Annotated in this window: 24 protein-coding genes; 13 read left to right on the top strand and 11 right to left on the bottom strand. The window is 70.7% G+C overall.

Annotation, left to right across the window (positions count from 1 at the left end; translation table 11 throughout):
• Positions 1 to 92 precede the first annotated feature (92 nt).
• Positions 93 to 863 (bottom strand): DeoR/GlpR family DNA-binding transcription regulator, encoded by a 771-nt coding sequence (locus ADL25_RS17890; protein WP_059128752.1) that lies wholly within the window; start codon positions 861 to 863, stop codon positions 93 to 95.
• Between the two features lie 263 nt (positions 864 to 1,126).
• The gene (locus tag ADL25_RS17885) at positions 1,127 to 1,936 is read right to left on the bottom strand and encodes an NAD-dependent epimerase/dehydratase family protein (RefSeq protein ID WP_059128751.1); all 810 of its coding nucleotides are present in this window, start codon (positions 1,934 to 1,936) and stop codon (positions 1,127 to 1,129) included.
• Positions 1,937 to 2,237: 301 nt separating this feature from the next.
• Here ADL25_RS17885 and ADL25_RS17880 point away from each other — a divergent pair, with 301 nt between their 5' ends.
• Entirely contained in the window at positions 2,238 to 3,179 is a 942-nt protein-coding gene (locus tag ADL25_RS17880; RefSeq protein WP_059128750.1) for a 5-dehydro-4-deoxyglucarate dehydratase, read from the top strand.
• A complete protein-coding gene (locus tag ADL25_RS17875; protein WP_059128749.1) occupies positions 3,176 to 4,339 on the top strand; it encodes a hypothetical protein in 1,164 nt (387 codons plus the stop codon). Before ADL25_RS17880 ends, ADL25_RS17875 begins: the two co-directional genes overlap by 4 nt.
• Here the strand turns inward: ADL25_RS17875 and ADL25_RS17870 are convergent.
• The gene (locus ADL25_RS17870) at positions 4,276 to 5,508 is read right to left on the bottom strand and encodes an MFS transporter (RefSeq protein ID WP_059128748.1); all 1,233 of its coding nucleotides are present in this window, start codon (positions 5,506 to 5,508) and stop codon (positions 4,276 to 4,278) included. The two genes, ADL25_RS17875 and ADL25_RS17870, sit on opposite strands and share 64 nt — an antisense overlap.
• 203 nt (positions 5,509 to 5,711) lie before the next feature.
• Here ADL25_RS17870 and ADL25_RS17865 point away from each other — a divergent pair, with 203 nt between their 5' ends.
• From ADL25_RS17865 to ADL25_RS17840, 6 genes are all read left to right on the top strand, one after another.
• A complete protein-coding gene (locus tag ADL25_RS17865; protein ID WP_059128747.1) occupies positions 5,712 to 6,131 on the top strand; it encodes a DUF6010 family protein in 420 nt (139 codons plus the stop codon).
• 77 nt (positions 6,132 to 6,208) lie between these two features.
• Entirely contained in the window at positions 6,209 to 6,796 is a 588-nt protein-coding gene (locus ADL25_RS17860; protein WP_059128746.1) for a TIGR03086 family metal-binding protein, read from the top strand.
• 175 nt (positions 6,797 to 6,971) lie between these two features.
• Positions 6,972 to 7,628 (top strand): GntR family transcriptional regulator, encoded by a 657-nt coding sequence (locus ADL25_RS17855; RefSeq protein WP_059128745.1) that lies wholly within the window; start codon positions 6,972 to 6,974, stop codon positions 7,626 to 7,628.
• Complete coding sequence (locus ADL25_RS17850) at positions 7,625 to 8,536, top strand: dihydrodipicolinate synthase family protein (RefSeq protein WP_059128744.1); 912 nt, start codon at positions 7,625 to 7,627, stop codon at positions 8,534 to 8,536. The genes ADL25_RS17855 and ADL25_RS17850 overlap by 4 nt, the downstream gene beginning before the upstream one ends.
• The gene (gene araD, locus ADL25_RS17845) at positions 8,533 to 10,254 is read left to right on the top strand and encodes an L-arabinonate dehydratase (protein ID WP_420711344.1); all 1,722 of its coding nucleotides are present in this window, start codon (positions 8,533 to 8,535) and stop codon (positions 10,252 to 10,254) included. Before ADL25_RS17850 ends, araD begins: the two co-directional genes overlap by 4 nt.
• A gap of 144 nt (positions 10,255 to 10,398) precedes the next feature.
• Positions 10,399 to 11,850 (top strand): NCS2 family permease, encoded by a 1,452-nt coding sequence (locus tag ADL25_RS17840; protein ID WP_059128742.1) that lies wholly within the window; start codon positions 10,399 to 10,401, stop codon positions 11,848 to 11,850.
• Positions 11,851 to 11,890: 40 nt separating this feature from the next.
• Here the strand turns inward: ADL25_RS17840 and ADL25_RS17835 are convergent, their stop codons facing one another.
• From ADL25_RS17835 to ADL25_RS17825, 3 genes are all read right to left on the bottom strand, one after another.
• Complete coding sequence (locus ADL25_RS17835; RefSeq protein WP_059128741.1) at positions 11,891 to 13,348, bottom strand: peptidoglycan D,D-transpeptidase FtsI family protein; 1,458 nt, start codon at positions 13,346 to 13,348, stop codon at positions 11,891 to 11,893.
• A 139-nt stretch (positions 13,349 to 13,487) separates the two neighbouring features.
• A complete protein-coding gene (locus ADL25_RS17830) occupies positions 13,488 to 13,961 on the bottom strand; it encodes a GNAT family N-acetyltransferase (RefSeq protein ID WP_059128740.1) in 474 nt (157 codons plus the stop codon).
• Between the two features lies 1 nt (position 13,962).
• A complete protein-coding gene (locus ADL25_RS17825) occupies positions 13,963 to 14,736 on the bottom strand; it encodes an IclR family transcriptional regulator (protein ID WP_059128739.1) in 774 nt (257 codons plus the stop codon).
• A 133-nt stretch (positions 14,737 to 14,869) separates the two neighbouring features.
• On the opposite strand from ADL25_RS17825, the gene ADL25_RS17820 reads away from it, so the two are divergent.
• The 5 genes from ADL25_RS17820 (at position 14,870) to ADL25_RS17800 (ending at position 19,626) form a co-directional block, all read left to right on the top strand.
• Positions 14,870 to 16,399, top strand: a complete 1,530-nt coding sequence (locus ADL25_RS17820; RefSeq protein ID WP_079050432.1) for an aldehyde dehydrogenase (NADP(+)) — start codon at positions 14,870 to 14,872, stop codon at positions 16,397 to 16,399.
• A 114-nt stretch (positions 16,400 to 16,513) separates the two neighbouring features.
• Positions 16,514 to 17,122: a DUF1349 domain-containing protein gene (locus ADL25_RS17815; protein WP_059128737.1), complete on the top strand. Its 609-nt coding sequence runs from the start codon at positions 16,514 to 16,516 to the stop codon at positions 17,120 to 17,122.
• 61 nt (positions 17,123 to 17,183) lie between these two features.
• Complete coding sequence (locus ADL25_RS17810) at positions 17,184 to 17,687, top strand: GNAT family N-acetyltransferase (protein ID WP_181923020.1); 504 nt, start codon at positions 17,184 to 17,186, stop codon at positions 17,685 to 17,687.
• A gap of 75 nt (positions 17,688 to 17,762) precedes the next feature.
• Positions 17,763 to 18,479, top strand: a complete 717-nt coding sequence (locus tag ADL25_RS17805; RefSeq protein ID WP_059128736.1) for a DsbA family oxidoreductase — start codon at positions 17,763 to 17,765, stop codon at positions 18,477 to 18,479.
• Between the two features lie 97 nt (positions 18,480 to 18,576).
• Positions 18,577 to 19,626: an aminotransferase class V-fold PLP-dependent enzyme gene (locus ADL25_RS17800; RefSeq protein ID WP_059128735.1), complete on the top strand. Its 1,050-nt coding sequence runs from the start codon at positions 18,577 to 18,579 to the stop codon at positions 19,624 to 19,626.
• 64 nt (positions 19,627 to 19,690) lie between these two features.
• Here the strand turns inward: ADL25_RS17800 and thpD are convergent, their stop codons facing one another.
• From thpD to ADL25_RS17775, 5 genes are all read right to left on the bottom strand, one after another.
• Positions 19,691 to 20,581, bottom strand: coding sequence for an ectoine hydroxylase (thpD, locus tag ADL25_RS17795; RefSeq protein WP_059128734.1), 891 nt, complete (start codon positions 20,579 to 20,581; stop codon positions 19,691 to 19,693).
• Positions 20,582 to 20,586: 5 nt separating this feature from the next.
• Positions 20,587 to 20,985, bottom strand: a complete 399-nt coding sequence (locus ADL25_RS17790; protein ID WP_059128733.1) for an ectoine synthase — start codon at positions 20,983 to 20,985, stop codon at positions 20,587 to 20,589.
• 29 nt (positions 20,986 to 21,014) lie between these two features.
• A complete protein-coding gene (ectB, locus tag ADL25_RS17785) occupies positions 21,015 to 22,286 on the bottom strand; it encodes a diaminobutyrate--2-oxoglutarate transaminase (protein WP_059128732.1) in 1,272 nt (423 codons plus the stop codon).
• 48 nt (positions 22,287 to 22,334) lie between these two features.
• Entirely contained in the window at positions 22,335 to 22,877 is a 543-nt protein-coding gene (ectA, locus tag ADL25_RS17780) for a diaminobutyrate acetyltransferase (protein ID WP_059128731.1), read from the bottom strand.
• 372 nt (positions 22,878 to 23,249) lie between these two features.
• Positions 23,250 to 24,371 (bottom strand): pyridoxal-phosphate-dependent aminotransferase family protein, encoded by a 1,122-nt coding sequence (locus ADL25_RS17775; protein ID WP_199839172.1) that lies wholly within the window; start codon positions 24,369 to 24,371, stop codon positions 23,250 to 23,252.
• Between the last annotated feature and the right edge of the window lie 10 nt (positions 24,372 to 24,381).

Below are 24,381 nucleotides of genomic sequence, written 5' to 3'. Positions count from 1 at the left end.
GCTCCTGGACGTATGGGGAGATAAGGGGCGCGATCGGCGTGAATGCGTCCCTTGGGGAGTGGGTGGTGCTTTTCAGATGTCCTCGGGCCCTCTCAGACCCGGATGACCTGAGGGCCGAGCAACGAGTAGCGGTGCGCCTCGGAGGCCGGCAGCAGTGTGCTCGTGACGATCGCCTCCAAGGCGCCGACCTCCGCGAAGCGGCAGAAGCTCACCGCCCCGAATTTGGTGTGCACACCCGCGAAGACCGTGCGCCGGGAGGCGCGGATGGCCTGGGCCTTGACCTCGCTGACCGCGGGGTCCGGTGTGGTCAGCCCGTGCTCGCGGGAGATGCCGTTGGCGCCGATGAACGCCAGGTCGACGACGAACCCGGCCAGCATCTTCGTCGTCCAGTGGTCCACGGTGGCGAGGGTGCCGGAGCGCACCCGGCCGCCCAGCAGCAGGACGGTCGTGTTCTCGGCCTCCGCGAGCGCACCCGCGGTGGCCAGGGATGCGGTCACCACCGTCAACGGCCGGTCCCGTGGCAGCGCCTCGGCGATGAGCTGGGGGGTGAAGCCCTCGTCCACGAAGACGGTCTCGGCATCCCCCAGCAGCTCGGCCGCGGCGGCCGCGATACGGCGTTTCTCGGGCACATGGCTGGTGGCGCGGAAGGCGAGGGTCGTCTCGAAGCCGGCGCTCTCCACGGGATAGGCGCCGCCGTGGGTGCGGCGGACCAGCCCGTGGTCCTCCAGGGCGCGCAGATCGCGACGCACGGTCTCCTTGGCGACGCCCAGTTCCGTGGCGAGCGAGGTGACGTCGACCGAACCCGTGCGGCGGGCGGCCTTGACGATCTCGCGTTGACGTTCCTCCGCCGTCTTCGCCGTCATCGCCCACACCTGCCTTTCACCGTGCTGCGTGCTGTGCCCGTTCGGGCCCCGTGGGGTCCTTGGGGGATGTTCTACAGCCGGTGCGCGACGGTGACCAGGCCTGTTGCGTGCCCGACTGTGCCCGATCCCGCCCGAACGGCTCACCGTGCGCCCGTCTCGGACCTGCGCGGGAGCGGGGCGGCGGGTGGGATCGGGCAGCACCGGTGCCCGAAAAGCGGAGCGGGCGGGCCCGTTCGGTGCCCGCCCGCTCCTGCCGTGCCCGGTCAGTACGGCCAGATCGGCGGGTCCGTGACGAAGTGGCCGCCCAGACGTTCGTGGGCCGGGTTGCCCTCCTCCAGCTCACCCTGCTCGGCGACGAGCTTCTCGGCGAAGGGCTCGGAGTCGTCCCTCGGCTCGTAGCCGAGCGCCCGGGCGGTGGTCAGGTCCCACCACAGGCGGGTGTTCGCGGACGATCCGTAGACGACCGTGTGCCCCACGCGCTCGGCGGTCAGGGCCGCGTGGAAGAGCCGGGCGCCGTCCTCGGGGCTCATCCAGACCGAGAGCATGCGGACGCTGGTCGGCTCGGGGAAGCAGGAGCCGATGCGTACGGAGACCGTTTCCAGCCCGTGCTTGTCCCAGTAGAGCTGGGCGAGGTCCTCGCCGAAGGACTTGGACAGTCCGTAGAAGGTGTCGGGCCGGCGCGGGGTGTCGATCGGGATCAGCGGGTCGTCGCCCCGGGGGCGCGGGACGAAGCCGACGGCGTGGTTGGAGGAGGCGAACACGATCCGGCGCACGCCTTCCTCGCGGGCTGCCTCGTACAGGTGGTAAGTGCCCTCGATGTTGGCCTTGAGGATCTTCTCGAACGTGGACTCCAGGGAGATGCCCGCGAGGTGGACGATCGCGTCGACGCCGCGCACCGCCTCGCGCAGGGCCTCCCGGTCGGCGAGGTCGGCGATGATCGCGTCCGGCTCGCCCTCGATCGGCCGGAGGTCGAGGAGCCGCAGCTCGTAGCCGTACCGGGGCAGCAGACCCCGCATCAGAGTGCCGAGTCCGCCGGCGGCGCCGGTGAGCAGAACGGTGCGGGGAGCGGGCATCCTCGGGTCTCCTTGTCCTCGGCTCGTGCGCCTCCGGGGCACCCCGGGGGTTCACTTCTGGAGGCAGCGGCCGCATTCATGTACAGCATTCACACTCATAGACACGCTACGAAGCGTTCGCGTGACCCGTCAAGTGTCGCGCGAGGAGGCGGAATCCGCTGCTGAGTTGCCCGTTTGTGCGCTTGACCTGCCGCGAGAGGCCCCGTAGCGTAAGCGCGTTCAGAGACATGGACATGGATCAGAAACGTGCACCGAGTACGAGGTCCGGTCCACATATGAGCCCCTGTTCAAGGGAGAGCCCGTGTCGCCAGCCCCTCTTGCCGCTCGCCTCAGCATCCCCAGTGGGCCGCTGTTCTTCCCCGTGACGGCGTACGGACCGGACGGCTCCGTCGCCCTCGACGTCTACCGCGCGCATGTCCGCGCGGGCGTCGAGGCGGGCGCCGCGGCCGTCTTCGCGTGCTGCGGCACGGGCGAGTTCCACGCGCTCACGCCCGAGGAGTTCCAGGCGTGCGTCCGTGCGGCCGTCGAGGCGGCGGAGGGGCGGGTGCCGGTCGTGGCCGGCGCGGGCTACGGGACCGCGCTCGCCCGGCGCTACGCCGGGCTGGCCGAGGAGGCCGGAGCGGACGGGCTGCTCGCCATGCCTCCCTATCTTGTGCTCGCCGGGCAGGAGGGACTGCTGCGGCACTACCGTGAGCTGGCCGCGTCGACCTCGTTGCCGACCATCGTCTACCAGCGCGACAACGCCGTGTTCACACCCCGGACGGTGGTCGAGCTGGCCCGCACCGACGGCGTCATCGGCTTCAAGGACGGGCTCGGCGACCTGGACCTGATGCAGCGCATCGTGAGCACCGTACGGACCGAGGGCCCGGACGACTTCCTCTACTTCAACGGACTGCCGACCGCCGAGCAGACCCAGCTCGCCTACCGCGGCATCGGCATCTCGCTCTACTCCTCCGCCGTGTTCTGCTTCGTCCCGGAGATCGCCCTCGCCTTCCACAGGGCGCTGGGCACCGGCGACGACACCACCGCCCACCGGCTCCTCGACGGGTTCTACCGCCCGTTCGTCGAACTGCGCGCCCAGGGCCGCGGATACGCCGTCTCGCTCGTCAAGGCGGGGGTGCGTCTGCGCGGCCTCGACGTCGGCGAGGTGCGGCCGCCGCTGCACGAACCCTCCGAGGACCACGTCAAACAACTCGCCGGGCTGATCGATCACGGCTACGAACTGCTGCGGGAGGGCGCGTGAAGGCCTCGGCGTTCCTCTACCCCTGGGACGTCGTCGGGGACCCGCGGGCCGCGGACCGCGTGGCAGCCCTGGGGGTACGGCAGGCGACGCTGGCCTCGGCGTACCACTCCACCCGTGCGCTCACCCCCCGGCATCCGCGCCACCGCATCGTGACGGCCCGCCACGCTGCCGTGCTCTACCCGCCGGACGCGCGCTGGGAGGGTCGCGTCCCGCGTCCGTACCCGGCCGGGGAGTGGGCCCCGGGTGATGCGTTCGGGGCGGCATCCGAGGCGCTCGCCGGCGCGGGTCTCGAGGTGCACACCTGGGTCGTGCTGGCGCACAACTCACGGCTCGGGGAGGAACATCCGGGCACCTCCGTGGTCAGCGCCTACGGCGACCGCTATCCGTGGGCGCCGTGCATCGCCCAGCCGGACACGCGCGCGTACCTCGTCGACCTCGCCGCCGAGGCGGCCGTGCGGCCCGGGGCGCGCGGCACCGAGCTGGAGTCGCTCGGCTGGTACGGCCTGGCCCATCTGCACGCGCACGACAAGATCGGCGGAGTGGCGCTCGGGGACGCCGGGCACTACCTCATGTCGCTGTGCTTCTGCGAGAGCTGCCGTGAGGGATACGAGGCGCAGGGTGCGGACCCCGGAGCCCTGGCCGCGGCGGTACGCGCCGCGCTGGAACCGGTGTGGCGCGGCGCGCCGTCGGACGGTGGCTGGGCGGGCGTCGAGAAGCTCCTCGGCGAGTCCGGGGCGGCCGCCACGCGCGCGTGGCGTGAGGACGTGGCGCGCTCCCTCCAGGAGGCGGCGGTGGCGGCGGTCCGCGCGGCCGCGCCCGAAGGCTTCCAGGTGCTGCTGCACGCGGACCCGGCGTGGCACCACTGCGGGGCGAACGCGGGGGGCGACCCCGCGCACATCCTGTCCGTCGCGGACGGGGTGGTGGTGCCCTGCACCGGCGGCGCGGGCCTGCTCGTGCCGTTCGCGGAGCAGGGCGGGGAGGGATCCGTTCTCGCGGCCAACTTCACCGTCGTCTCCGGCATGGGCGGCGCACCGCGGACGCTGGAGCGCGACGCGCGGGAGGCGGCGGAGCTGGGCGCCACGGAACTGCGGCTCTATCACGCCGGGTTGGCGTCCGACGGCGACCTGGAGGCCGTGCGGGACGCCCTCGCGCGGCTCTGAAGCAGCAGCCCGGCCGTGACCAGCAGCGCCAGGCCCAGCGCGACCAGCAGCGGCCGGTAGTCCACCAGCTCGACCAGCGCCGCTCCGGCGGCCAGCCCGATCACGTTCGGCGCGAAGACCAGGGTGTTGGCCGTGGCCGTCGCTCGGCCCAGCAGCGCACCCGGCGTCTCGCGCTGCACCGCGGTGAGCGCGGCGATCAGCACACAGGGCAGCCCCGCACCGTTCGCCAGGCTGCACGCCACGGCCACCGCGTCGGAGGGGACCGCCCGTGCGGCAACGGCGACGGCCGTGAGGGCGATCCCGCAGGCCCCGAAGAGATGGGCGCCCAGCAGCCGCAACGCGGGTCCGGACACCAGCCCGATCGTCACCGAGCCGACGCCCTGGACGGCGTAGAGCACACCCGCGTAGGCCGGGGAGTGCCCGAGGCCCGCGACAATGGCGTAGACGAGCGCTCCGCAGACACCCGTGAACAGCATGGTGCCGCCGCCGGCCAGCACCATGGGCCGCAGTCGCGGATGTGCCCACAGATGGCGGGCGCCCTCGGCGGTCTGCGCGCGCCAGTCGCCCGAAGCCTGCCGCGGCCGGTCCTCGTGGACGCGGAGCAGCGCGCACAGACCCGCGGCGAGCACGAAGGTGACCGCGTCCAGGAGCGCGACGCCCGGGCCGCCGTACACCGCGTAGAGGCCCGCTCCGGCCAGCGGGGCCACGAGCTTCATGCCCTCGTTGGCCGTCATCCGCAGCCCGTTGAAGTCGCCCAGCAGCGAGGGGTCGACGGCGGCGGTGACGAGCGCCGACTCCGCCGCGTCCTGGACGACGCCCGCGGCGCCGTAGACGAGCAGGACCGCGAACAGCAGCCACAGGCGATCCGGGGAGTCGACGGTGACGAGGGCGAGCACCAGGGCGGCCAGGAGCAGGTTCACACCGATCAGCAGCGGCTTGCGCCGGATGCGGTCGGCCACCGTGCCCAGCAGCGGTCCGACCAGGGTCGGAGCCCACAGGGCGAAGATGCAGAGCGCCGCCAGACCGTTCGAGCCCGTGAGGTCCTTGACCCACACCCCGGACACCAGCCACAGCGCCGACGTGCCGAAGCCGGAGACCACCACCTGGGTCAGATACAGCCTTGCGTTGCGGTCGCGCAGCAGGCGCGCCCCGGACCATGTCGTCGTCATGCCTGGTCATCGTGGTTCTAAGGAGGTGCCCACGGGATGGGGCAGGTGCCCTAAAAGACAGGTCGGCGGGCGGCCCGCGGACGGAAATCCGTCGGTGGCCGTCACTAATCCCCGTGGGGAGCCCGGATGCGCGGACCTAGCGTGGTGAGCCGTCCCCGCGCCGGCCGGCCGCGTCACCCGTACGACCCCGGAAAGGCAGTCCCGTGCAGTATCTCGCGCCCGTAGCCATCGGCGTCCTCTATGCGGTCCTCATGTCCCTCCTGCGCGAACCGCACCGGCGGCGCGTCAACGCGGTCATGCTCGCCGGAGCGGGCGCCGCCTATCTCAGCGGCGGCGGTCTCGGCGGCTGGGAGTTCGCGTTCACCGCCCTCGTCACCTGTGTCGCCTACCGGGGCCTGGAGTCATGGACGTTCATCGGCGTCGGCTGGCTGCTGCACACCGGGTGGGACGTCGTGCACCACCTCAAGGGAAACCCCATCGTCCCCTTCGACCACGGCTCCTCGTTGGGCTGCGCGATCTGCGACCCGGTGATCGCGCTGTGGTGCCTGCGCGGCGGGCCCTCGGTACGTGATCTGCTGCGCGGCAGGCGGCGCGCGGCCGTCAGGGAACACACGGCTCCCTGAAACGGAGGGCGCGGGAGCGATGAGTTCGGTGGTCCGCGTCGGTCAACCTCTCGAGTGAAGAGGACTCGGAGGACAGAATGACCGACACGATCGTCGATCTCGGACCGCAGACGCGCATCGTCGCCCGGCTCGCCGCCGGGGTGCGCGACGAACAACTCCTGGACGCCACGCCCTGCCCCGGCTTCACGGTGCGCACCCTGTTGGGCCATCTGCTGGGGCTGGCCGTCGCGTTCCGGGACGCCGGGCGCAAGGATCTCGGCGCCACCACGGACACCGGTCCGGACGCCATCGAACCGGACATCGGGCCGGGCTGGCGCGAGGCACTGCCGTCGGCGCTCGACCAGATGGCCGAGGCCTGGCGTGACCCCGCGGCCTGGGAGGGTGAGACCCGCGCCGGTGGAGTGGCTCTGCCGGGCCGGGTCGCGGGCGCCGTGGCGGCCGACGAACTGGTGATCCACGGCTGGGACCTGGCCAGGGCCACCGGCCAGGAGTACGAACCGGACCGGGGGGCGCTCATTGCCTCGTACGGCTTCCTGGCCGCCGCGGCCGACGACCCGGACCGCGGTGGCGGCCTGTTCGGTCCGGTCGTGCCCGTTCCGGCCGACGCCCCACTGCTCGACCGGGCGATCGGCCTCAGCGGACGGGACCCCGACTGGAAGTCGTGAGCGGTGCCGATTCCCTGCCGGACGGTGGGCAACCGCGGTGCGGAGCACGAGGGTTCCCGGGTCCCGACTTCCCTGGTCCTGAGCGTTGACGGACGTCCCGCACGCGCCTAGGTTCATCGCGTCGTACTTCATACGTCATATATGAGACGCGATATACGAGACCCGAGAGGCGTGCATGACCTCTGTGCCCACACCGATCCCCTCCCGCACGCAGTTCGTGCTGGAGGGGATCAAGCACCGCATCCTCACCGGACAGCTCTCGCCCGGTCGGCCCCTGGTCGAGACCGAACTCGCCGCGCACTACGGGGTGTCGAAGACGCCCGTACGAGAGGCGCTCAAGACGCTCGCGGGGACCGGGCTCGTCGTGATGAGCCAGTACAAGGGCGTCACGGTGCGCACGGTGGATGCGGACATGGCACGGGAGGTCTACGACGTCCGGCTGCTCCTCGAGCCGGAGGCACTGCGCCGCTCGGTGCGGCGACGAGCCGTGCTCGACGCCGCGCGCGACGCGCTGGACCGGGCCGACGCGGCGGCGGACACCGCCGAACGCTCGCTGGCCAACCGGGAGTTCCACCGCGCCCTGTATCTGCCCTGCGGCAATCCGCTGCTCGGCCGGATGCTCGACGAGGTCCGCGACCAGGCCGCCCTGGTCTCCGCCGTCGCCTGGGCCGCCGATCCCTCCTGGGCGGTGGAGGCCGCCGAGCACCGGGAGATCCTGCGGCTCGCCCGGCTGGGCGACGCGGACGGCGCCGCGAGCGCTCTGCACGACCACATCGCGTCGTTCCTCCACCGGGCGTTCCCCGGTACCCGGGAAGAGGAGGGCCGGCGATGAGCGGCGTCGCGTTCGACACCCAGCGGGCGGCCCTGGCCGATGTGGTGGCGATCCCGGTGACCCCGTTCGCCGAGGACGGCACCGTCGACCGGGACGTCCACCGGGCGCTGCTGCGGCGGCTGCTGGACGGCGGTGTCAGGACCCTGACCCCCGGCGGCAACACCGGTGAGTTCTACGCCCTCACGCCCGAGGAACGGCGATCGGTGACCGAACTGACCCTCGAGGAGGCGGGGGAGTCGGCCACCGTGCTCGTCGGTGTCGGGCACGATGTGCCCACCGCCGTCGCCACCGCCCGCCATGCCGCCGAGCGGGGCGCCGCAATGGTGATGGTCCATCAGCCCGCGCATCCCTATGTCTCTCCCGCCGGGTGGGTCGACTACCACCGCGCCATCGCCGAGGCGGTGCCCGGCCTCGGGGTGGTCCCCTATGTCCGCGACGCCCGGCTGCACGGTTCCCGGCTCTCCGAGCTGGCCGACCACTGCCCGAACGTCATCGGTGTGAAGTACGCCGTCCCGGACGCCGCCCGGTTCGCCGCCTTCGCGAGGGACGCCGGCCTGGACCGCTTCGTGTGGGTGGCCGGCCTCGCCGAGCCGTACGCCCCCTCCTACTTCTCGGCGGGCGCGACCGGCTTCACCTCCGGGCTGGTGAACGTCGCCCCGGCGATGTCGCTGAACATGATCACGGCGCTGCGGTCCGGCGACTACCGGGCCGCCATGAAGGTGTGGGAGCGGATCCGCAGCTTCGAGGAACTGCGCTCTGCCGACGGGTCCGCCGACAACGTCGCCGTCGTCAAGGACGCCCTCGCCTCGCTCGGCCTGTGCCGCCGCAGCGTGCGCCCGCCGAGCAGGACGCTTCCCGAGCAGACACGCGCCGAGGTCGCCCGCATCGTCGCCGGGTGGTGCCTGTGAGGAAGCCCGAGGAACTCCGCAGCCACCAGTGGTACGGCACCGAGGGGCTGCGCTCCTTCAGCCACCGGGCCCGCACCCGCCAGCTCGGCTACCTCCCCGAGGAGCACCTGGGCAAGCCCGTCATCGCGATCCTGAACACCTGGTCGGACATCAACCCCTGCCACGTCCATCTACGGGACCGGGCCCAGGCGGTCAAGCGGGGCGTGTGGCAGGCCGGCGGCTTCCCGCTGGAGTTCCCGGTCTCCACGCTCAGTGAGACCTTCCAGAAGCCGACCCCCATGCTCTACCGCAACCTCCTCTCGCTGGAGACCGAGGAACTGCTGCGCTCCTATCCGGTCGACGGGGCCGTGCTCATGGGCGGCTGCGACAAGTCCACGCCCGCGCTCCTCATGGGTGCCGCCTCCGTCGACCTGCCGGCCGTGTTCGTGCCCGCCGGGCCCATGCTGCCGGGCCACTGGCGCAGTGAGGTCCTCGGCTCGGGCACCGACATGTGGAAGTACTGGGACGACAAGCGTGCCGGACTCATCGGCGACTGCGAGATGTCGGAGCTGGAGAGCGGGCTCGCCCGCTCGCCCGGGCACTGCATGACCATGGGCACGGCGTCCACGCTCACCGCTGCCGCCGAGGCCCTCGGGGTGACCGTGCCCGGTGCGTCGAGCATCCCGGCCGTCGACTCCGGGCACGAGCGCATGGCAGCCGCGTCCGGACGCCGGATCGTGGAACTCGTGCTCCAGGACCGCAGGCCGAGCCACATCCTCACGCGCGAGGCCTTCGAGGACGCGGTGACCACGGTCCTCGGGCTCGGCGGTTCCACCAACGCCGTCATCCATCTGATCGCCATGGCCGGCCGGGCCGGAGTCCCGCTCACCCTCGACGACTTCGACCGCATCGCGCGGACGACGCCCGTGCTCGCCAACATCCGGCCCGGCGGCGAGCGGTATCTCATGGAGGACTTCCACTTCGCGGGCGGCCTGCCCGGCTTCCTGTCCCGGATCCCGGACCTGCTGCACCTGGACCGGCCGACGGTCTGCCACGACACCCTGCGCGAGCAGATCGCGGGAGCCCGGGTGCACGACGACGACGTCATCCGGCCCCGCGAAAACCCGGTCGCGCAGGAGGGCGGGGTCGCCGTGCTGCGCGGCAACCTGTGCCCGGACGGTGCCGTCATCAAGCACATCGCCGCGAAGCCGCACCTGCTCGCGCACACCGGGCCCGCGGTCGTCTTCGACGACTACAGGACGATGCAGCGGACCATCGACGACCCGGCGCTCGGCATCACCGCGGACAGCGTGCTGGTGCTGCGCAACGCTGGTCCGAAGGGCGGACCCGGGATGCCCGAGTACGGGATGCTGCCCATCCCCGGCCATCTGCTGAAGCAGGGCGTGCGGGACATGGTCCGGATCTCCGACTCCCGGATGAGCGGCACGAGTTACGGCGCGTGCGTGCTGCATGTGGCGCCGGAGTCGTATGTCGGCGGCCCACTGGCGCTCGTACGCACCGGCGACAGCATCACGCTCGACGTCGAGGCGCGCACCCTCCGGCTCCATGTCGACGACGAGGAGCTGGAGCGCCGCCGTGCACGATGGACCCCGCCCCCGGCGCGCTACGAGCGCGGCTACGGCGTGCTCTACAACGGCCAGATCACCCAGGCCGACACCGGCTGCGACTTCGAGTTCCTGGCCCGGCGCGGCGAGGTGCCCGACCCGTACGCGGGCTGAGGCGCACGGTGCTCCCGCGCACCGGACCTCCTGTGCGGGGCGGAATCCGATTCCGTAACACGGAGAAAACCTGAAACAGGTTCACCGGGGGAACAATCCAGCCAGCATCCGGCACCGGTCCACCAGGCAGCAAGGAGCACCGCCATGTCCGAAACGCAGAAGGCGGCCGACCGGTCGAGTGCCGCACCCCCCGCGGCGAACGGCGTCGACCGGTTCTTCAGGATCTCCGAACGCGGCTCCACCTTCGGCCGTGAGATACGCGGCGGCTTCGCCACGTTCTTCACCATGGCCTACATCCTCGTCCTGAATCCGATCATCCTGGGCAGCGCCAAGGACAAGTTCGGCCATCAGCTGGACACCGGCCAACTGGTCACCGCCACCGCCCTGGTGGCGTGCGTCATGACGGTCATCATGGGCGTCGGCGGCAATCTGCCGCTCGCCATCGCCGCCGGGCTCGGCCTCAACGCGGTCGTCGCCTTCCAGCTCGCCCCGCTGATGAGCTGGGCGGACGCCATGGGCCTCGTCGTCCTGGAAGGCATCGTCATCTGTGTTCTGGTCCTCACCGGGCTACGGGAAGCGATCATGAACGCCATCCCGCAGCAGCTGAAGCAGGCCATCGGCGTAGGTATCGGGCTGTTCATCGCCTTCATCGGCTTCGTCGACGCCGGCTTCGTCAGCCGCATCCCCGACGCCGCGAACAGCACCGTGCCGGTGCAACTGGGCGCCGTGGGCCGGCTGACGGGCTGGCCCGTGCTGGTGTTCTGTCTCGGAGTGCTGCTGACCATCGCGTTGCTGGCGCGCAAGGTGAAGGGCGCGATCCTGATCAGCATCGTGGCCATGACGGTCGTCGCGATCGTCATCGACGCCCTGGCCGACATCAAGAGCTGGGGCCTGACCACCCCCAAGGTCCCCGACACGATCGTGGCGAGCCCGGACTTCGGCCTCGTCGGTCACTTCAGCCTGTTCGGCGGCTTCGGGAAGGCCGGCGTGCTCACCGCCGTCCTGCTGGTCTTCACCCTGATCCTGTCCGACTTCTTCGACGCCATGGGCACCATCGTCGGCATCAGCGCGGAAGCCGGGCTGCTCGACGAGAACGGCAAGGTACCGGGCATCGGCCGCGTCCTGTTCATCGACGGTGCCGCCGCGGTGGCCGGCGGTGTCGCCTCCGGCTCGTCCAACACCGCCTACATCGAGTCCGCGGCCGGTGTCGGCGAGGGCGCGCGCACCGGATTCGCCAACCTCGTCACCGGCGGCCTCTTCGGGCTCGCGCTCTTCCTCACCCCGCTGCTGACCATCGTTCCGCTCCAGGCCGCGGCACCCGCGCTGATCGCGGTCGGCTTCCTGATGATGACCCATGTCAAGCACATCGACTGGGACAGGTACGAGATCGCCATCCCGGCGTTCCTGACCATCGCCGCGATGCCGTTCACCTACTCCATCACCGACGGCATCGGAGCCGGCTTCCTGTCGTACGTCCTCATCAAGGCCGTCCTCGGCAAGGCCAAGGAGGTCCACTGGCTGCTGTGGGGTGTGTCGGCTCTGTTCCTGGTGTACTTCGCGATCGACCCGGTGGAGCAGATCCTGGGCGTGAAGTGAGGTCCGGGGACGACCCCTGCCGGGGTCGTCCCCGCCGGCGCTAGCTCCCCAGCGCGGCCCGCATCATGGCCTTGGCGACGGGTGCCGCCAGCCCGTTGCCGCTGACCTCCGAGCGCGCCGCGTCCGACTGCTCGACCATCACCGCGACGGCGACCTGCTTGCCGTTCGTGTCCGACTTCGCGTACGACGTGAACCAGGCGTACGGCGTCTGGCTGTTGTTCTCGCCGTGCTGGGCCGTTCCGGTCTTTCCGCCGACCGTCGCCCCGGCGATCCGGGCGTTCGTGCCGGTGCCCTGCTCCACGACCGTCTGCATGGCGGACTGCAACTGCCGTGCGGTCGACGCGCTGACGATCCGCTCGGTCGGCGCGGCGTCGTCGTCGTTCTGCAGCACGTCCCCGCCGCTGTCGGTGATCTGCGAGACCATGTGCGCGGAGACCAGCTCACCGTCATGGGCGATCGCCGCCGAGACCATGGCCATCTGCAGCGGGGTCGCCGTGACGTCGAACTGGCCGATGCCCGACAGCGCCGTCTGCGCCTTGTCCATGTCCGACGGGTACACGCTCGGGTACGCGCGCACCGGAACGTCCTGCCGGTCGTCGTTGAAGCCGAACTTCTCGGCCATCGCCCTGACCTTGTCCTGGCCGAGGTCGACGGCCATCTTGCCGAAGACGTTGTTGCAGGAGTAGCGCAGCGCCTGGCGGATCGAGGCGTTCTCGCACGGGGCGTTCGGGTTCTCGTTCGACAGCGCTTTGGTCGAGCCGGGCAGCATGTACGGATCGGGGCTGACCGTCCTCTGGTCCACCGACGCGTACAGTCCGTCCTCCAGCGCGGCCGCGGCCACCACCAGCTTGAACGTCGAGCCGGGCGGCAGCGGCTGGCGCAGCGCGCGGTTGGTCAGCGGCTTCTCCGGGTCGTCGTTGAGCCGCTTCCAGGCCGCCCCGGCGGTATCGGCGTCGGTAAGCGCCGACGGGTCGTACGACGGGGTGGACACGATCGCGAGGATCCTGCCGGTCTTCGGGTCGATCGCGACGGCCGCGCCCTTCTTGCTGCCCAGTGCGCGGTAGGCGGCCTTCTGCACGGCCGGATCGATCGTCGTGACCACGTTGCCCGGATGAGCCCGCTCGCCGGTGACGGTGTCCATGATGTTCTTCAGACGGCTGTCCGTGCCGTTGAGCAGGTCCTGGTAGATGCCCTCCAGCTGGGTCGGCGCGTAGCTCTGCGAGGCATAGCCCGTCACCGCCGCGTACAGCCTGCCGTCCGTGTAGGTGCGTCGGTAGGCGAGGTCGCTTCCCTTCGTCCGCGCCGAGCCCGTGATCGAGTCGCCGGCCACGATGATGTTCCCGAGCGGTGCCGCGTACGTGGTGATCGCGTTCCGCCGGTTGTCCTTGTCGTCCGCGAGCGCCTTGCCGTCGTAGAACTGCACCCAGGTCGCCCTGACCAGCAGGGTGAGCACCAGGAGCAGCGCGAAGACGGAGGCGCGCCTGATCGTCTTGTTCATCCCGTCCTGGACGACGCTCGGGATCGACCGGATGGTTCCCTTTCGTCCGACTTCTCATCGGGACTTCATGAACGGTCGGGCGGCACCCGCGCCCGGCACCGCACCACGGGACCGGTCGGGCTTTGGGGCTGTGCGGCCTTCAGGGCTTCAGGACCAGGACGACCTCGTCGATCTCCTCACCCCGGGCGTGCGCGAAGCCCCTCGCCCGGGCCGTCTGGGCGAAGCCGCACTTCTCGAGCACACGGCGCGAGCCCGCGTTGTCCGCGGCGGCCCGGGCGTACAGCGGGCGCTCCGGGATCTGCTCCAGCAGGATCCGCAGGGCGGCCGTCGCGATGCCCCGGCCCCAGTGGGCGCGGTCGATCCAGTACGTGACCTCGCGCTCACCCGCCTCGCCGTACACCGCGGCGCTGCCCACCACGTCACCGTCCGCCAGCACCGTGCGGACGTCGACGCCGGGCGAGGTGCGCGTCCGTGCCCAGTGGGCGTCGAAGCCGGCCCGGTCGGCCGGGTCCTCGGGGGTGAACGCGGCCATCCGCAGCGCCACCGGATCGTTCATGAGGCGGAAGAAGACAGGCAGGTCGCTGTCGTGCACCTCGCGCAGGGCGATCTCCACGTCACAGCCTCCGGGTCGCGAGGGTCAGCCGGTCCCGCGCATCGAACAGCGCGTCCTTGATCATCTGCTCGTGTGCCGGGGTGAGTCGGGCGACCGGGACCGAGCAGCTGATCGCGTCACGGGCCGGCGTGCGGTAGGGGATGGCGACCCCGAAGCAGCGCAGTCCGAGCGTGTTCTCCTCGCGGTCGACGGCGAAGCCCTGCTCGCGGACCTGGTGCAGCTCCTGTATGAGCTTCTCCCGGTCGGTGATGGTGTGCTCCGTCAGCGCCGGCAGCGTCTCGGGCAGCATCTTGCGGACCTGTTCGTCGGTGTACGTGCTCAGCAGCACCTTGCCGAGCGACGTCGAGTGCGCGGGCAGCCGGCGTCCGACACGGGTGAACGGCCGCAGGTAGTGCTGCGACTGGCGGGTCGCGAGGTAGACGACGTTCGTGCCGTCCAGGCGCGCCAGGTGGATCGTCTCCGTGGTGTCGTCGGACAGCCGGTCGAGGGTGGGACGAGCCGCCGCCACCACCTCGTCGCCGTCGATGTACGACGTCCCCACGAGCAGGGCCCGCACCCCGATGCCGTAGCGTGTGCCCGTCGCGTCGGTCTCGACCCAGCCCAGCTCCACGAGCGTGCGCAGCAGCATGTACAGGCTGGACTTGGGATATCCCACTTCCTCCTGCACGGTGGCCAGGGAGTGCATGCCGGGGCGGCCGGCGAAGTACTCGAGCAATTCGACCGTCCGCACCGCCGACTTGACCTGCGCCCCACCGCCCGTCTCGCCTGCCGACATCGCCCTTGACCCCTTCGTTCGACGGGAAATAGTCTCCGAGCAGCATATTCATCATCAGAGACAGTGTTCAGCATATCGAACATACCTGGTCGATGAGGTACGAACTGCGGCAAGACATCTGGAGGGATCCGCGGTGGCAGCAGCACCAGTCTGGAGTGTCGACCCCCGAACCGGGAAGCAGCGCGAACAGGTTGCGGTGGAGGCCACGGCCCAGGAGGTGGACGCCGCCGTCCGCGCGGCCCACTCCGTGCGCGGAGCCCTCGCCGACCGCACCGTCCGCTCGGCCTTCCTGCGTGCCGCCGCCGACCAGCTGGAGACCGCGAAGGAGCAGCTCGTCGAGGCGGCCGACGCCGAGACCGCCCTCGGCCCGGTCCGGCTCACGGGTGAACTCGCCCGGACCTGCTACCAGTTGCGTGCCTTCGCGGACATCGTCGACGAGGGAGCCTTCCTCGACGTCGTGATCAACCACCCGGACGACACCGCGACCCCGCCGATCCCGGACCTGCGCCGCTACAAGATCCCGCTCGGTGTCGTCGCGGTCTACTCCGCCTCCAACTTCCCCTTCGCCTTCTCGGTGGCCGGCGGCGACACCGCGAGCGCGCTCGCCGCGGGCTGCCCCGTCGTCGTCAAGGCCCACCCCGACCACCCCGCGCTCTCCGAACTGGTCGCGGCGACGCTGCGCCGGGCCGCCGCGTCGCACGGCATTCCCAAGGGCGTCGTCGGTCTGGTGCACGGCTTCGAGGCGGGCATCGAGCTGATCAAGCACCCGCTGGTCGCCGCCGCCGGGTTCACCGGCTCCGTGCGCGGTGGCCGTGCGCTCTTCGACGCGGCGGCGGCCCGCCCCGTGCCGATCCCCTTCCACGGCGAACTCGGCTCGCTCAACCCGGTGGTCGTCACCGAGGCGGCCGCGGCCGAGCGCGCCGAGGCCATCGGGGCGGGGCTCGCGGGCTCCATGACGCTCGGCGTGGGCCAGTTCTGCGTCAAGCCGGGATTCGTCCTGGCCCCCGCGGGCGCGTCCGGCGACCGCCTGGTGAAGTCCCTGACCGACGCCGTCAGCGACACCGAGGCGGGGGTCCTGCTCGACCACCGCATGCGGGACAACTTCCTCGCCGGAGTGGCCGAGCGCGCCGAGCTCCCCGATGTGGAGTCCCCGGTCACGGCCGGCGCGTGCGGCGAGCACACCGTCAGCGCCGGCTTCCTCACCGTGCCGGCCGAGAAGCTCACCGACGCGGGGGAGCACGACCTCCTGCTCGAGGAGTGCTTCGGCCCGCTCACGGTCGTGGCGCGCTACGAGGACGAGGACGAGGTCAAGCGGGTACTGGACCGGCTCCCCGGCAACCTCACCGCAACGGTCCACCTGTCGACGCAGGAGGCGGCGGGAGAGGGCCGTGGCGCGGAGATCCTCGCGGAACTGACCCCGCTCGCCGGACGCGTCCTCGTCAACGGCTGGCCGACGGGTGTCGCGGTGGCGCCCGCGCAGCACCACGGCGGCCCCTACCCGGCGACGACATCCACCTCCACGTCGGTCGGCGGGACGGCCATCGAGCGGTGGCTGCGGCCCGTCGTCTACCAGAGCGCCCCCGAGGCGCTGCTGCCTCCGGAGCTGCGGGACGACAATCCGCTCGGGCTGCCGAGGCGCTTCGACGGACGCCTGGAGAGGTGAGCGTCCCGCGGGCCACGGCGCGTCGCGTCCGGCGCGTTGCGGCCCGCGGGTGCTTTCGTGGTGGATGGCGGGGTTCCTCGCGCCGCTCCGGAGCGTGCCTGAGAGACTTCGCCAATGGACGTTGAACTTCCCGAACTCCCGTTCTCCCTGCGTACGTACGGGCCCGACGGTCACTGGTCGTACGAGGACGGGGTGCTCACCGGCTGGGCAGGTGCCCGGCAGGATCGATTCGTTCCGCCCACCGGCGAGGCGCTGGAGCCGGCCTCGGACGCTCCCCGGCTCCTGGGTGCGCCCGAGGGCGACTTCCAGCTGATCGCCCGGGTGACCGTCGGCTTCAACGCGTCCTTCGACGCCGGAGTGCTCTACGTCCATGTCGGCGAACGGGCCTGGGCCAAGCTCTGCCTGGAGTACTCGCCGGACGTGCCCACCGTCTGCACGGTGGTCACCCGCGGCCACTCCGACGACGCGAACTCCTTCACAGTGGAGGGGAGTTCGGTGTGGCTCCGGGTCAGCCGCACCGGCCGGGCCTTCGCCTTCCACGCTTCTCGTGACGGCGAGCGCTGGACGTTCGTGCGCCTGTTCACCTTGGGCGACGAGAAGGAGACGGGGGCGGCGCTCGTGGGCTTCATGACCCAGTCGCCCATGGGGGAGGGGTGCGTGGTGACGTACGAGGGCATCGAATTCCGTCCGAACTGGCCCCAGGACCTGAGAGACGGCAGCTGAAGCGCGCCGCCGCTCCCGGCGGACCTGGAACCGGCCCGGACGCGTCCACGTCCCTGGTTGCATGATCAGAGACCGTGGGGCCGGGGACCGGGTGATCCGAACCGCTCTGCCCGCCGAGGTACGAGCCGTCGCCGATCTGCACGCCCGCGCCCGGGCGACCTACTACCCCGACGGGCCGCCGCAGGACGGCACCGACTGGCTCGCCGCCTGGCGCGGTGCCCTCGAGCGGCCCGACGGGCAGGTGATGTGTGTCGTCGAACACGGTGGCATCGTCGCCGTCGCGTCCTTCCGTACGCCGCCCGGTGCGCGGCAGGACACGGTGAAGCTCTTCCAGTTCCACGTCGACCCCGGGCACTGGCGCCGGGGCGTCGGCTCCGTGCTGCACGCGGCCTGTGTCGAGCAGTGGCAGGCCGACGGCAAACGGAGTGCCGTCCTCGACGTGCACGTGGACAACCGGCGCGCCCAGGCCTTCTACGCCCGCCTCGGATGGGTCCCGGACCCGGAGAACCCGCCCGTCGAAGGGGATCACCACCTCTTCCTTCGGTACGCGGTTCCACGGGAATGAAGGGAATCGCTTGAACGTTCACACAGGTCACGGAGGGAGTCTCCGTACCGTGCGAACTGGAGAGAAGCCGAAGACATGCGCGTGGAGATCTGGAGCGACATCGCCTGCCCGTGGTGCTACGTGGGCAAGGCCCGCTTCGAGAAGGCGCTCGGGGCCTTCCCGCACCGCGATCAGGTCGAGGTGGTGCACCGCTCCTTCGAGCTGGATCCGCACCGTGCCAAGGACGACGTCCAGCCGGTTCTCACGATGCTCGCCAAGAAGTACGGGATGAGCGAGGCGCAGGCACAGGCCGGCGAGAAGAACCTCGGCGTGCAGGCCGCCGCCGAGGGTCTGGGCTACCGCACCTCGGGCCGCGACCACGGCAACACCTTCGACATGCACCGCCTGCTCCACTTCGCCAAGGAGCAGGGCAGGCAGGACCGGCTGATCCAGATCCTGTACCGGGCGAACTTCGCCGAGGAGCGCTCCCTCTTCACCGAGGGCGACGAGCGGCTGGTGGAGCTTGCCGTGGAAGCCGGGCTCGACGCCGAGGCGGTCCGCACGGTCCTCGCCGACCCGGCCGCGTACGCCGACGCCGTGCGCGCGGACGAGCGGGAGGCGGCCGAGCTGGGCGCGAACGGTGTGCCGTTCTTCGTGCTCGACCGGAAGTACGGCGTCTCCGGCGCGCAGCCCGCAGAGGTCTTCACCCAGGCGCTGACCCAGGCCTGGGGCGAGCGCCCGCCCCTGAAGCTGATCGAGGACGGCGGCGCGGAGGCCTGCGGCCCGGACGGGTGCGCGGTCCCGCAGAACTGAGAAGCGGCAGCTCGGCGCGGATGTATAAGCGTTGCTTGAGGACACCGCGTACACATCGGCAATGGACTGTGACTTCATGGGGCCGCACAGTGGTCCCATGGAGACCTTCGAGAGCCTCGTCCGTGCCGAGTTCGCCCCGAAGAACACATATCTGAACACCGCCGCGGTCGGGCTGCTGCCCGCCCGCGCCGTGCACGCCCTGCGCACGGCCGTGGAATCGGTCGCCGCGGGGCAGCCCACCGACATGTTCGCCGACGTGGAGGCGGCGCGGGCCTCGTTCGCCCGGCTGACCCGTGTTCCGGCGAGCCGGGTGGCGGCCGGGTCCTCGGTGGCCACCTACACCGGGCTGATCGCCGCCTCGCTGCCCGAGGGTGCCGAAGTCCTGACCGCCGAGGCCGACTTCAGCTCCGTGGTGAACCCCTTCCACATGCGCGGGGACCTGAAGGTGCGCGCCGTGCCGCTGGAGCGTCTCGCCGATTCGGTGCGTCCGGGCACCGCGCTCGTGGCGGTGAGCGCCGCCCAGTCCGCCGACGGACGCGTGGCCGACCTGCCCGCGATCCGTGCTGCCGCGCAGGAGCACGGGGCGCGCACGTACATCGACGCGTCGCAGGCCCTCGGCTGGCTGGACCTCGACGCGGACGCGCACGACTATGTCGCGGCCGTCGCCTTCAAGTGGCTGTTCTGCCCGCGGGGCGTGGCGTTCCTGGTCGTCCCGGAGGATCTCGGCGGCATCCCTCCGCTGTTCGCCGGCTGGGTCGCGGGCGAGCGGCCCTGGGACAGCTGCTACGGCCCCGTCGAGGAACTGGCCCGTTCGGCACGCCGCTTCGACGAGAGTCCCGCGCTGCTCTCCTACGCGGGCGCCCGCCGCTCTCTCGAACTGCTCGAGGAACTCGGCGTGGAGGCCGTCCGCGCGCACGACCTCGCCCTCGCCGACCGCTTCCGCGCGGGCCTCGGTGACCTCGGCCACGAGCCGGTCCCCGCGCCGGGTTCGCCGATCGTGTCCGTTCCCGGACTCGGCCACCGGCAGGGCGGGTTGAGCGACGCGGGGCTCGAGGTCTCCGACCGGGCGGGCCATCTGCGGGCCGCCTTCCATCTGTACAACACGCCCGCGGACGTCGACCGCCTGCTGGATGCGCTGTCCCGCTGAACAGAACCGGGCCGGGGCCTCATGTCCCACACGAGGAGGCCCCGGCCCGGCGGTCACGGTGCGGTCACCGCACGGGGGTGAAGTCCCGCGCCCCGATGAACTCCGGACGCCGGACCGGCGCCGCGAACGGTTCCACCGCCTTGTTCTCCACACTGTTGAACACGATGAAGACGTTGCTGCGCGGGAACGGTGTGATGTTGTCGCCCGACCCGTGCATGCAGTTGCAGTCGAACCAGGTCGCCGAGCCGGCCTTCCCGGTGAACAGGCGGATGCCGTACTCGCCCGCCATCGTGGTCAGCGCCTCGTCGGACGGCGTGCCTGCGTCCTGCATCTGCAGCGACTTCTTGTAGTTGTCCTCGGGCGTGGCCCCGGCGCAGCCGAGGAACGTCCGGTGCGACCGCGGCATGATCATGAGGCCGCCGTTGGTGTCGTGGTTCTCGGTCAGGGCGATCGAGACGGACACCGTCCGCATGTTCGGCAGTCCGTCCTCGGCGTGCCAGGTCTCGAAGTCGGAGTGCCAGTAGAAGCCACTGGCCCCGAACCCCGGCTTGACGTTGATCCGCGACTGATGGACGTACACGTCCGAGCCGAGGATCTGTCGCGCCCGCCCGACGACGCGCTCGTCGCGGACGAGCTTCGCGAAGACCTCGCTGATCCTGTGGACCTCGAAGACGGACCGGATCTCCTTGGACTTCGGCTCCACGATCGAACGTTCGTCGGCGCGGATCCGCGGGTCGCTGACGAGCCGCTCCAACTCCTGCTGGTACACGGCGACTTCGTCCTGACCGATGAGCTGGTCGATGGAGAGGAAGCCGTCGCGCTCGTACGCCTGGAGGTCATCCACGGAGATCGGCCCCGGCGTTCCGGGAGCGCCCCAGACGACCGGGTCCTGCCGGGGGACGGACACCTCGGTGGCGCCCCGGCTCGGGTAGAGATCGGTGACGGTGGTGGTCATGTGCTTCACACCTCCTCGGTGAGCAGCGGGTAGACGCCGTTCTCGTCGTGGTCCTCCCGGCCGGTCACGGGGGGGTTGAAGACGCAGATGCAGCGGAAGTCCTTCTTCACCCGCAGCGTGTGCCGCTCGTGCCCGTCCAGGAGGTACATGGTCCCGGGAGTGATGGTGTACGCCTTCCCGGTCTCCTGGTCGGTCAGTTCGGCCTCGCCCTCGACACAGACGACGGCCTCGATGTGGTTCGCGTACCACATGGACGTCTCCATGCCCGCGTACAGGATCGTCTCGTGGAGGGAGAAGCCGACCTTCTCCCTGGCCAGGACGATGCGCTTGCTCTCCCAGGTGCCGGACGCCGACTTGATGTGCCGGTCGGTGCCTTCGATCTCCTTGAACGAACGGACGATCACGGTGGTGCGTGCCTCCTTCTGGGGGTTGTTCAGACGGTCTCGCGGACGGCCCGGGCGAGGGTGCTGAGGCCCTCGTCCAGCTCGTCCGGGGTGATGGTGAGGGCGGGGAGCAGTTTGACGACCTCGCTCTCGGGACCGGAGGTCTCCACCAGCAGCCCGAGCTCGAAGGCGCGGCGGGCGACACGTCCGGCACGTTCCTTGTCGTGGAACTCCAGCCCCCAGACAAGCCCGCGTCCGCGGTACTCCTTGATGTCGGCGAGGTTCTCCTCGGTGATCGAGATCAGCTCCTGCTCGATCTGCTCGCCGCGGGTGCGGGTCTGCTTCTCCATGGCGGACCCGTCGGTCCAGTAGGTCTCCAGAGCGGCGGTGGCCGTGACGAACGCGGGATTGTTGCCGCGGAAGGTGCCGTTGTGCTCGCCCGGCTCCCAGATGTCGAGCTCGGGCTTGAACAGGCACAGCGACATGGGCAGTCCGTAGCCGCTGATGGACTTGGACACGGTGACGATGTCGGGCACGATCCCGGCCTCCTCGAACGAGAAGAAGGCGCCGGTACGGCCGCAGCCCATCTGGATGTCGTCGACGATCAGCAGCATGTCGCGGCGTGCGCACAGATCGGCGAGGCTCCGCAGCCACTCGGTGCGGGCGACATTGATGCCGCCCTCGCCCTGCACGGTCTCCACGATGACGGCGGCGGGCCGGTTGAGTCCCGACCCCTGGTCCTCCAGGAGCCGCTCGAACCAGAGGAAGTCCGGGACCTGCCCGTCGAGGTAGTGGTCGAAGGGCATGGGCGTACCGTGGACGAGCGGAATCCCGGCACCGGCGCGCTTGAAGGCGTTGCCGGTGACGGCGAGAGAGCCCAGGGACATGCCGTGGAAGGCGTTGGTGAAGGACACGATGGCCTCGCGGCCCTTCACCTTGCGGGCCAGCTTGAGAGCGGACTCGACGGCGTTGGTACCGGTGGGGCCCGGGAACATCACCTTGTACGGCAGATCCCGCGGCCGCAGCACGAGGTCCTGGAACGTCCGCAGGAAGGAACGCTTGGCGGTGGTCGACATGTCGAGGCCGTGGGTGATGCCGTCCCGCTCCAGGTAGTCGATCAACGCCCGTTTCAGGACGGGGTTGTTGTGCCCGTAGTTGAGGGAACCGGCGCCGGCGAAGAAGTCGAGGTACTCGTGGCCGTCCTCGTCGTAGAGGCGGCTGCCCTGCGCGCGGTCGAAGACGGTGGGCCAGCCGCGGCAGTAGCTGCGCACCTCCGACTCCAGGGTCTCGAAGACGCTGAGGTCGGGCTGGGTGATGGTCACGGCGAAAACGCTCCTCGATGCGTGGGGGAGGGGAGAAGTGCGTGAAGGTCAGAAGGCGAGGGGGCCGATGCGGTAGAGGACCTCGGGGTCGTGCGATCCGTCGGGGAACTGACGGGCGTCGAAGAGGACCTCGCGTTCCACGGCCGCGCCATGGCGTCGCGCGTACGCCGTGAACAGGCGCTCGGAGGCGGTGTTGCCGGGGGTGATCGTCGTCTCGACCGTGGTCACGGCGTGCTCCTTGGCGGCCCGTGCCGTGACCGAGTCGAGCAGTCGCGCCGCGAGGCCCTGCCCGCGGTGGGCGGAGTCCACGGCCACCTGCCACACCAAGAGGGTGTGCGGGCGGTCGGGCCTGAGGTACGCGGTGAGGAACCCGACGGGACGACCGTCGGAGCCGGCGCGCACCACCGCCGAGGTGCCGGCGAAGTCACGGCACCACAGCAGGTAGCTGTAGGAGGAGTTCAGGTCGAGGGTTCTGGAGTCCTTGGCGATGCGCCAGAGCGCGGCACCGTCCGCCACCTCCGGACGGTCGATCCGCAGCCCCTCCGGCATTTCCAGGAATTCCGCTTGCAGGTCTGCTTGTGCGGCGGTCATGTCGATGGAATTTACCCACGGAAATTCAAAATTGCATCGCCGAAAGGGGTTACGGAAGCATGTCGCATGTGTTATCACGCGGGCGTGAGCGACCATCAAAAGGTGGAGAAATTGTCAGACTGTGCCCGATAAATACCGCACAAAAGGGGCGCGATGTGGAGTCGGTCACATCACTGCAACCCTCGCGAGATCTGCCCGGAATAAGCCGGTTGGTGTTCGCGGAATCTTGTTGTTTAGGCCAGAAGAAAGCGGGCAGACGAATATGGGCAGCTGCCCTGAAGGGAATTCGATAATCACGCGGAAGGGGCCTGGAAAGAAATGCCGATTTCAGGTGCCGGTCATACCGCCGAGGCTCCCGCGGCGCGCCTTCGTTCAGCCCCACGCCCGGGCGGCCGACCCGCGGGCGGCCGCGGTGTCCACGACGGCTCCGAAGTCGCCGAGCGCGGTGCCCAGGGCGGTCAGGCTCTCCCGGACGGCCTCGAGGGTCGCGTCGGCCCCGTAGTGGTTGACCCTGATCATCTCCTTCGCCAGCGCACCCCCACCCGCGGAGAGCGGCAGCGCGGGGTCCGACTCCAGGGCCTTGGCGACCAGTTCGGCCGCGACCACATCGGAGGGGGTTCGCAGGGTCGTGGCGACGGGCGCCGCCTCCGCGGCGTCGAGCACATAGGGCTCCAGGCCCCCGCCGAGGGCGAGCACGCCCGCCCGCGTCGCCGCGGCGGCGGACCGGTGCCGGGCGATCACGGCGTCCAGGCCCGCGCTCTCGATCCGCTCCAGACATGCCTCCAGCGCCAGCATCTCCAACTGCGCCGGGGCGTGGAGCAGCGCCTTGCGTCCGGCGTCGATCCAGCGCTCCTTCCAGTCCAGGAGCGAGAGGTACGACCGGCGCGGAGCCCGCGAGTTGGCCGCCATCCGGGTCCAGGCGCGCCGGCTCACGGACACCGCCGAGACGCCGGCCGGTCCGCCCATCGCCTTCTGGGCCCCGATCACGCACAGGTCCACGCCCCATGCGTCCGGCAGCACCGGCTCGGCGCCGATCGAGGCGACCGCGTCCAGATAGAACAGTGCGCCGTGCTCCCGTACCACCGCGCCGATCTCCGCCACCGGGTTCGTATTGCCGGTTGCGGCCTCGGCGTGCACCAGGGAGACGAAGTCGATCTCCGGGTGCTCGGCGAGCGCCTCACGGACCTGCGCCGCCGTGGCCGCGGTGTGGAACGGGACGGCGAGGTCGTACACCGTGGCGCCGCAGTCCCGCAGCCAGTCCCCGAACGTCTGCCCGTACGGTCCGGTGATCACGTTCAGTGCCGTGGTGCCGGGCCCGGCACTGCCGCGGATCGCACCCTCCAGAGGCAGCAGCGCCTCACCCTGCATGATCACGACGTCCTGCCCGGTGGACAGCAGTCGTGCCACCCGGTCCTCGATCGAGGCGAAGCGGTCGGTGCTCAGTGGGGCGAGGTCCAGGAAGGGGTGGGTCACGGCGGCGCTCTCTTCACTCATGGGTTCGACG

The organism is Streptomyces sp. NRRL F-5122 (genome assembly GCF_001507435.1).
GTDB classification, from domain to species: domain Bacteria; phylum Actinomycetota; class Actinomycetes; order Streptomycetales; family Streptomycetaceae; genus Streptomyces; species Streptomyces lannensis.
Note: the sequence above shows the minus strand (reverse complement) of the source record. Positions and strands in the feature narration are given on the sequence as shown.

Excerpts from the sequence above, each read along its gene's own strand:
- ADL25_RS17890 (WP_059128752.1), bottom strand. The coding sequence starts at position 863 with ATGACGGCGAAGACGGCGGAGGAACGTCAACGCGAGATCGTCAAGGCC.
- ADL25_RS17885 (WP_059128751.1), bottom strand. The coding sequence starts at position 1,936 with ATGCCCGCTCCCCGCACCGTTCTGCTCACCGGCGCCGCCGGCGGACTC.
- ADL25_RS17870 (WP_059128748.1), bottom strand. The coding sequence starts at position 5,508 with ATGACGACGACATGGTCCGGGGCGCGCCTGCTGCGCGACCGCAACGCA.
- ADL25_RS17860 (WP_059128746.1), top strand. The coding sequence starts at position 6,209 with ATGACCGACACGATCGTCGATCTCGGACCGCAGACGCGCATCGTCGCC.
- ADL25_RS17855 (WP_059128745.1), top strand. The coding sequence starts at position 6,972 with ATGACCTCTGTGCCCACACCGATCCCCTCCCGCACGCAGTTCGTGCTG.
- ADL25_RS17850 (WP_059128744.1), top strand. The coding sequence starts at position 7,625 with ATGAGCGGCGTCGCGTTCGACACCCAGCGGGCGGCCCTGGCCGATGTG.
- ADL25_RS17840 (WP_059128742.1), top strand. The coding sequence starts at position 10,399 with ATGTCCGAAACGCAGAAGGCGGCCGACCGGTCGAGTGCCGCACCCCCC.
- ADL25_RS17835 (WP_059128741.1), bottom strand. The coding sequence starts at position 13,348 with ATGAACAAGACGATCAGGCGCGCCTCCGTCTTCGCGCTGCTCCTGGTG.
- ADL25_RS17825 (WP_059128739.1), bottom strand. The coding sequence starts at position 14,736 with ATGTCGGCAGGCGAGACGGGCGGTGGGGCGCAGGTCAAGTCGGCGGTG.
- ADL25_RS17815 (WP_059128737.1), top strand. The coding sequence starts at position 16,514 with ATGGACGTTGAACTTCCCGAACTCCCGTTCTCCCTGCGTACGTACGGG.
- ADL25_RS17810 (WP_181923020.1), top strand. The coding sequence starts at position 17,184 with ATGATCAGAGACCGTGGGGCCGGGGACCGGGTGATCCGAACCGCTCTG.
- ADL25_RS17805 (WP_059128736.1), top strand. The coding sequence starts at position 17,763 with ATGCGCGTGGAGATCTGGAGCGACATCGCCTGCCCGTGGTGCTACGTG.
- ADL25_RS17800 (WP_059128735.1), top strand. The coding sequence starts at position 18,577 with ATGGAGACCTTCGAGAGCCTCGTCCGTGCCGAGTTCGCCCCGAAGAAC.
- thpD (WP_059128734.1), bottom strand. The coding sequence starts at position 20,581 with ATGACCACCACCGTCACCGATCTCTACCCGAGCCGGGGCGCCACCGAG.
- ectA (WP_059128731.1), bottom strand. The coding sequence starts at position 22,877 with ATGACCGCCGCACAAGCAGACCTGCAAGCGGAATTCCTGGAAATGCCG.
- ADL25_RS17775 (WP_199839172.1), bottom strand. The coding sequence starts at position 24,371 with ATGAGTGAAGAGAGCGCCGCCGTGACCCACCCCTTCCTGGACCTCGCC.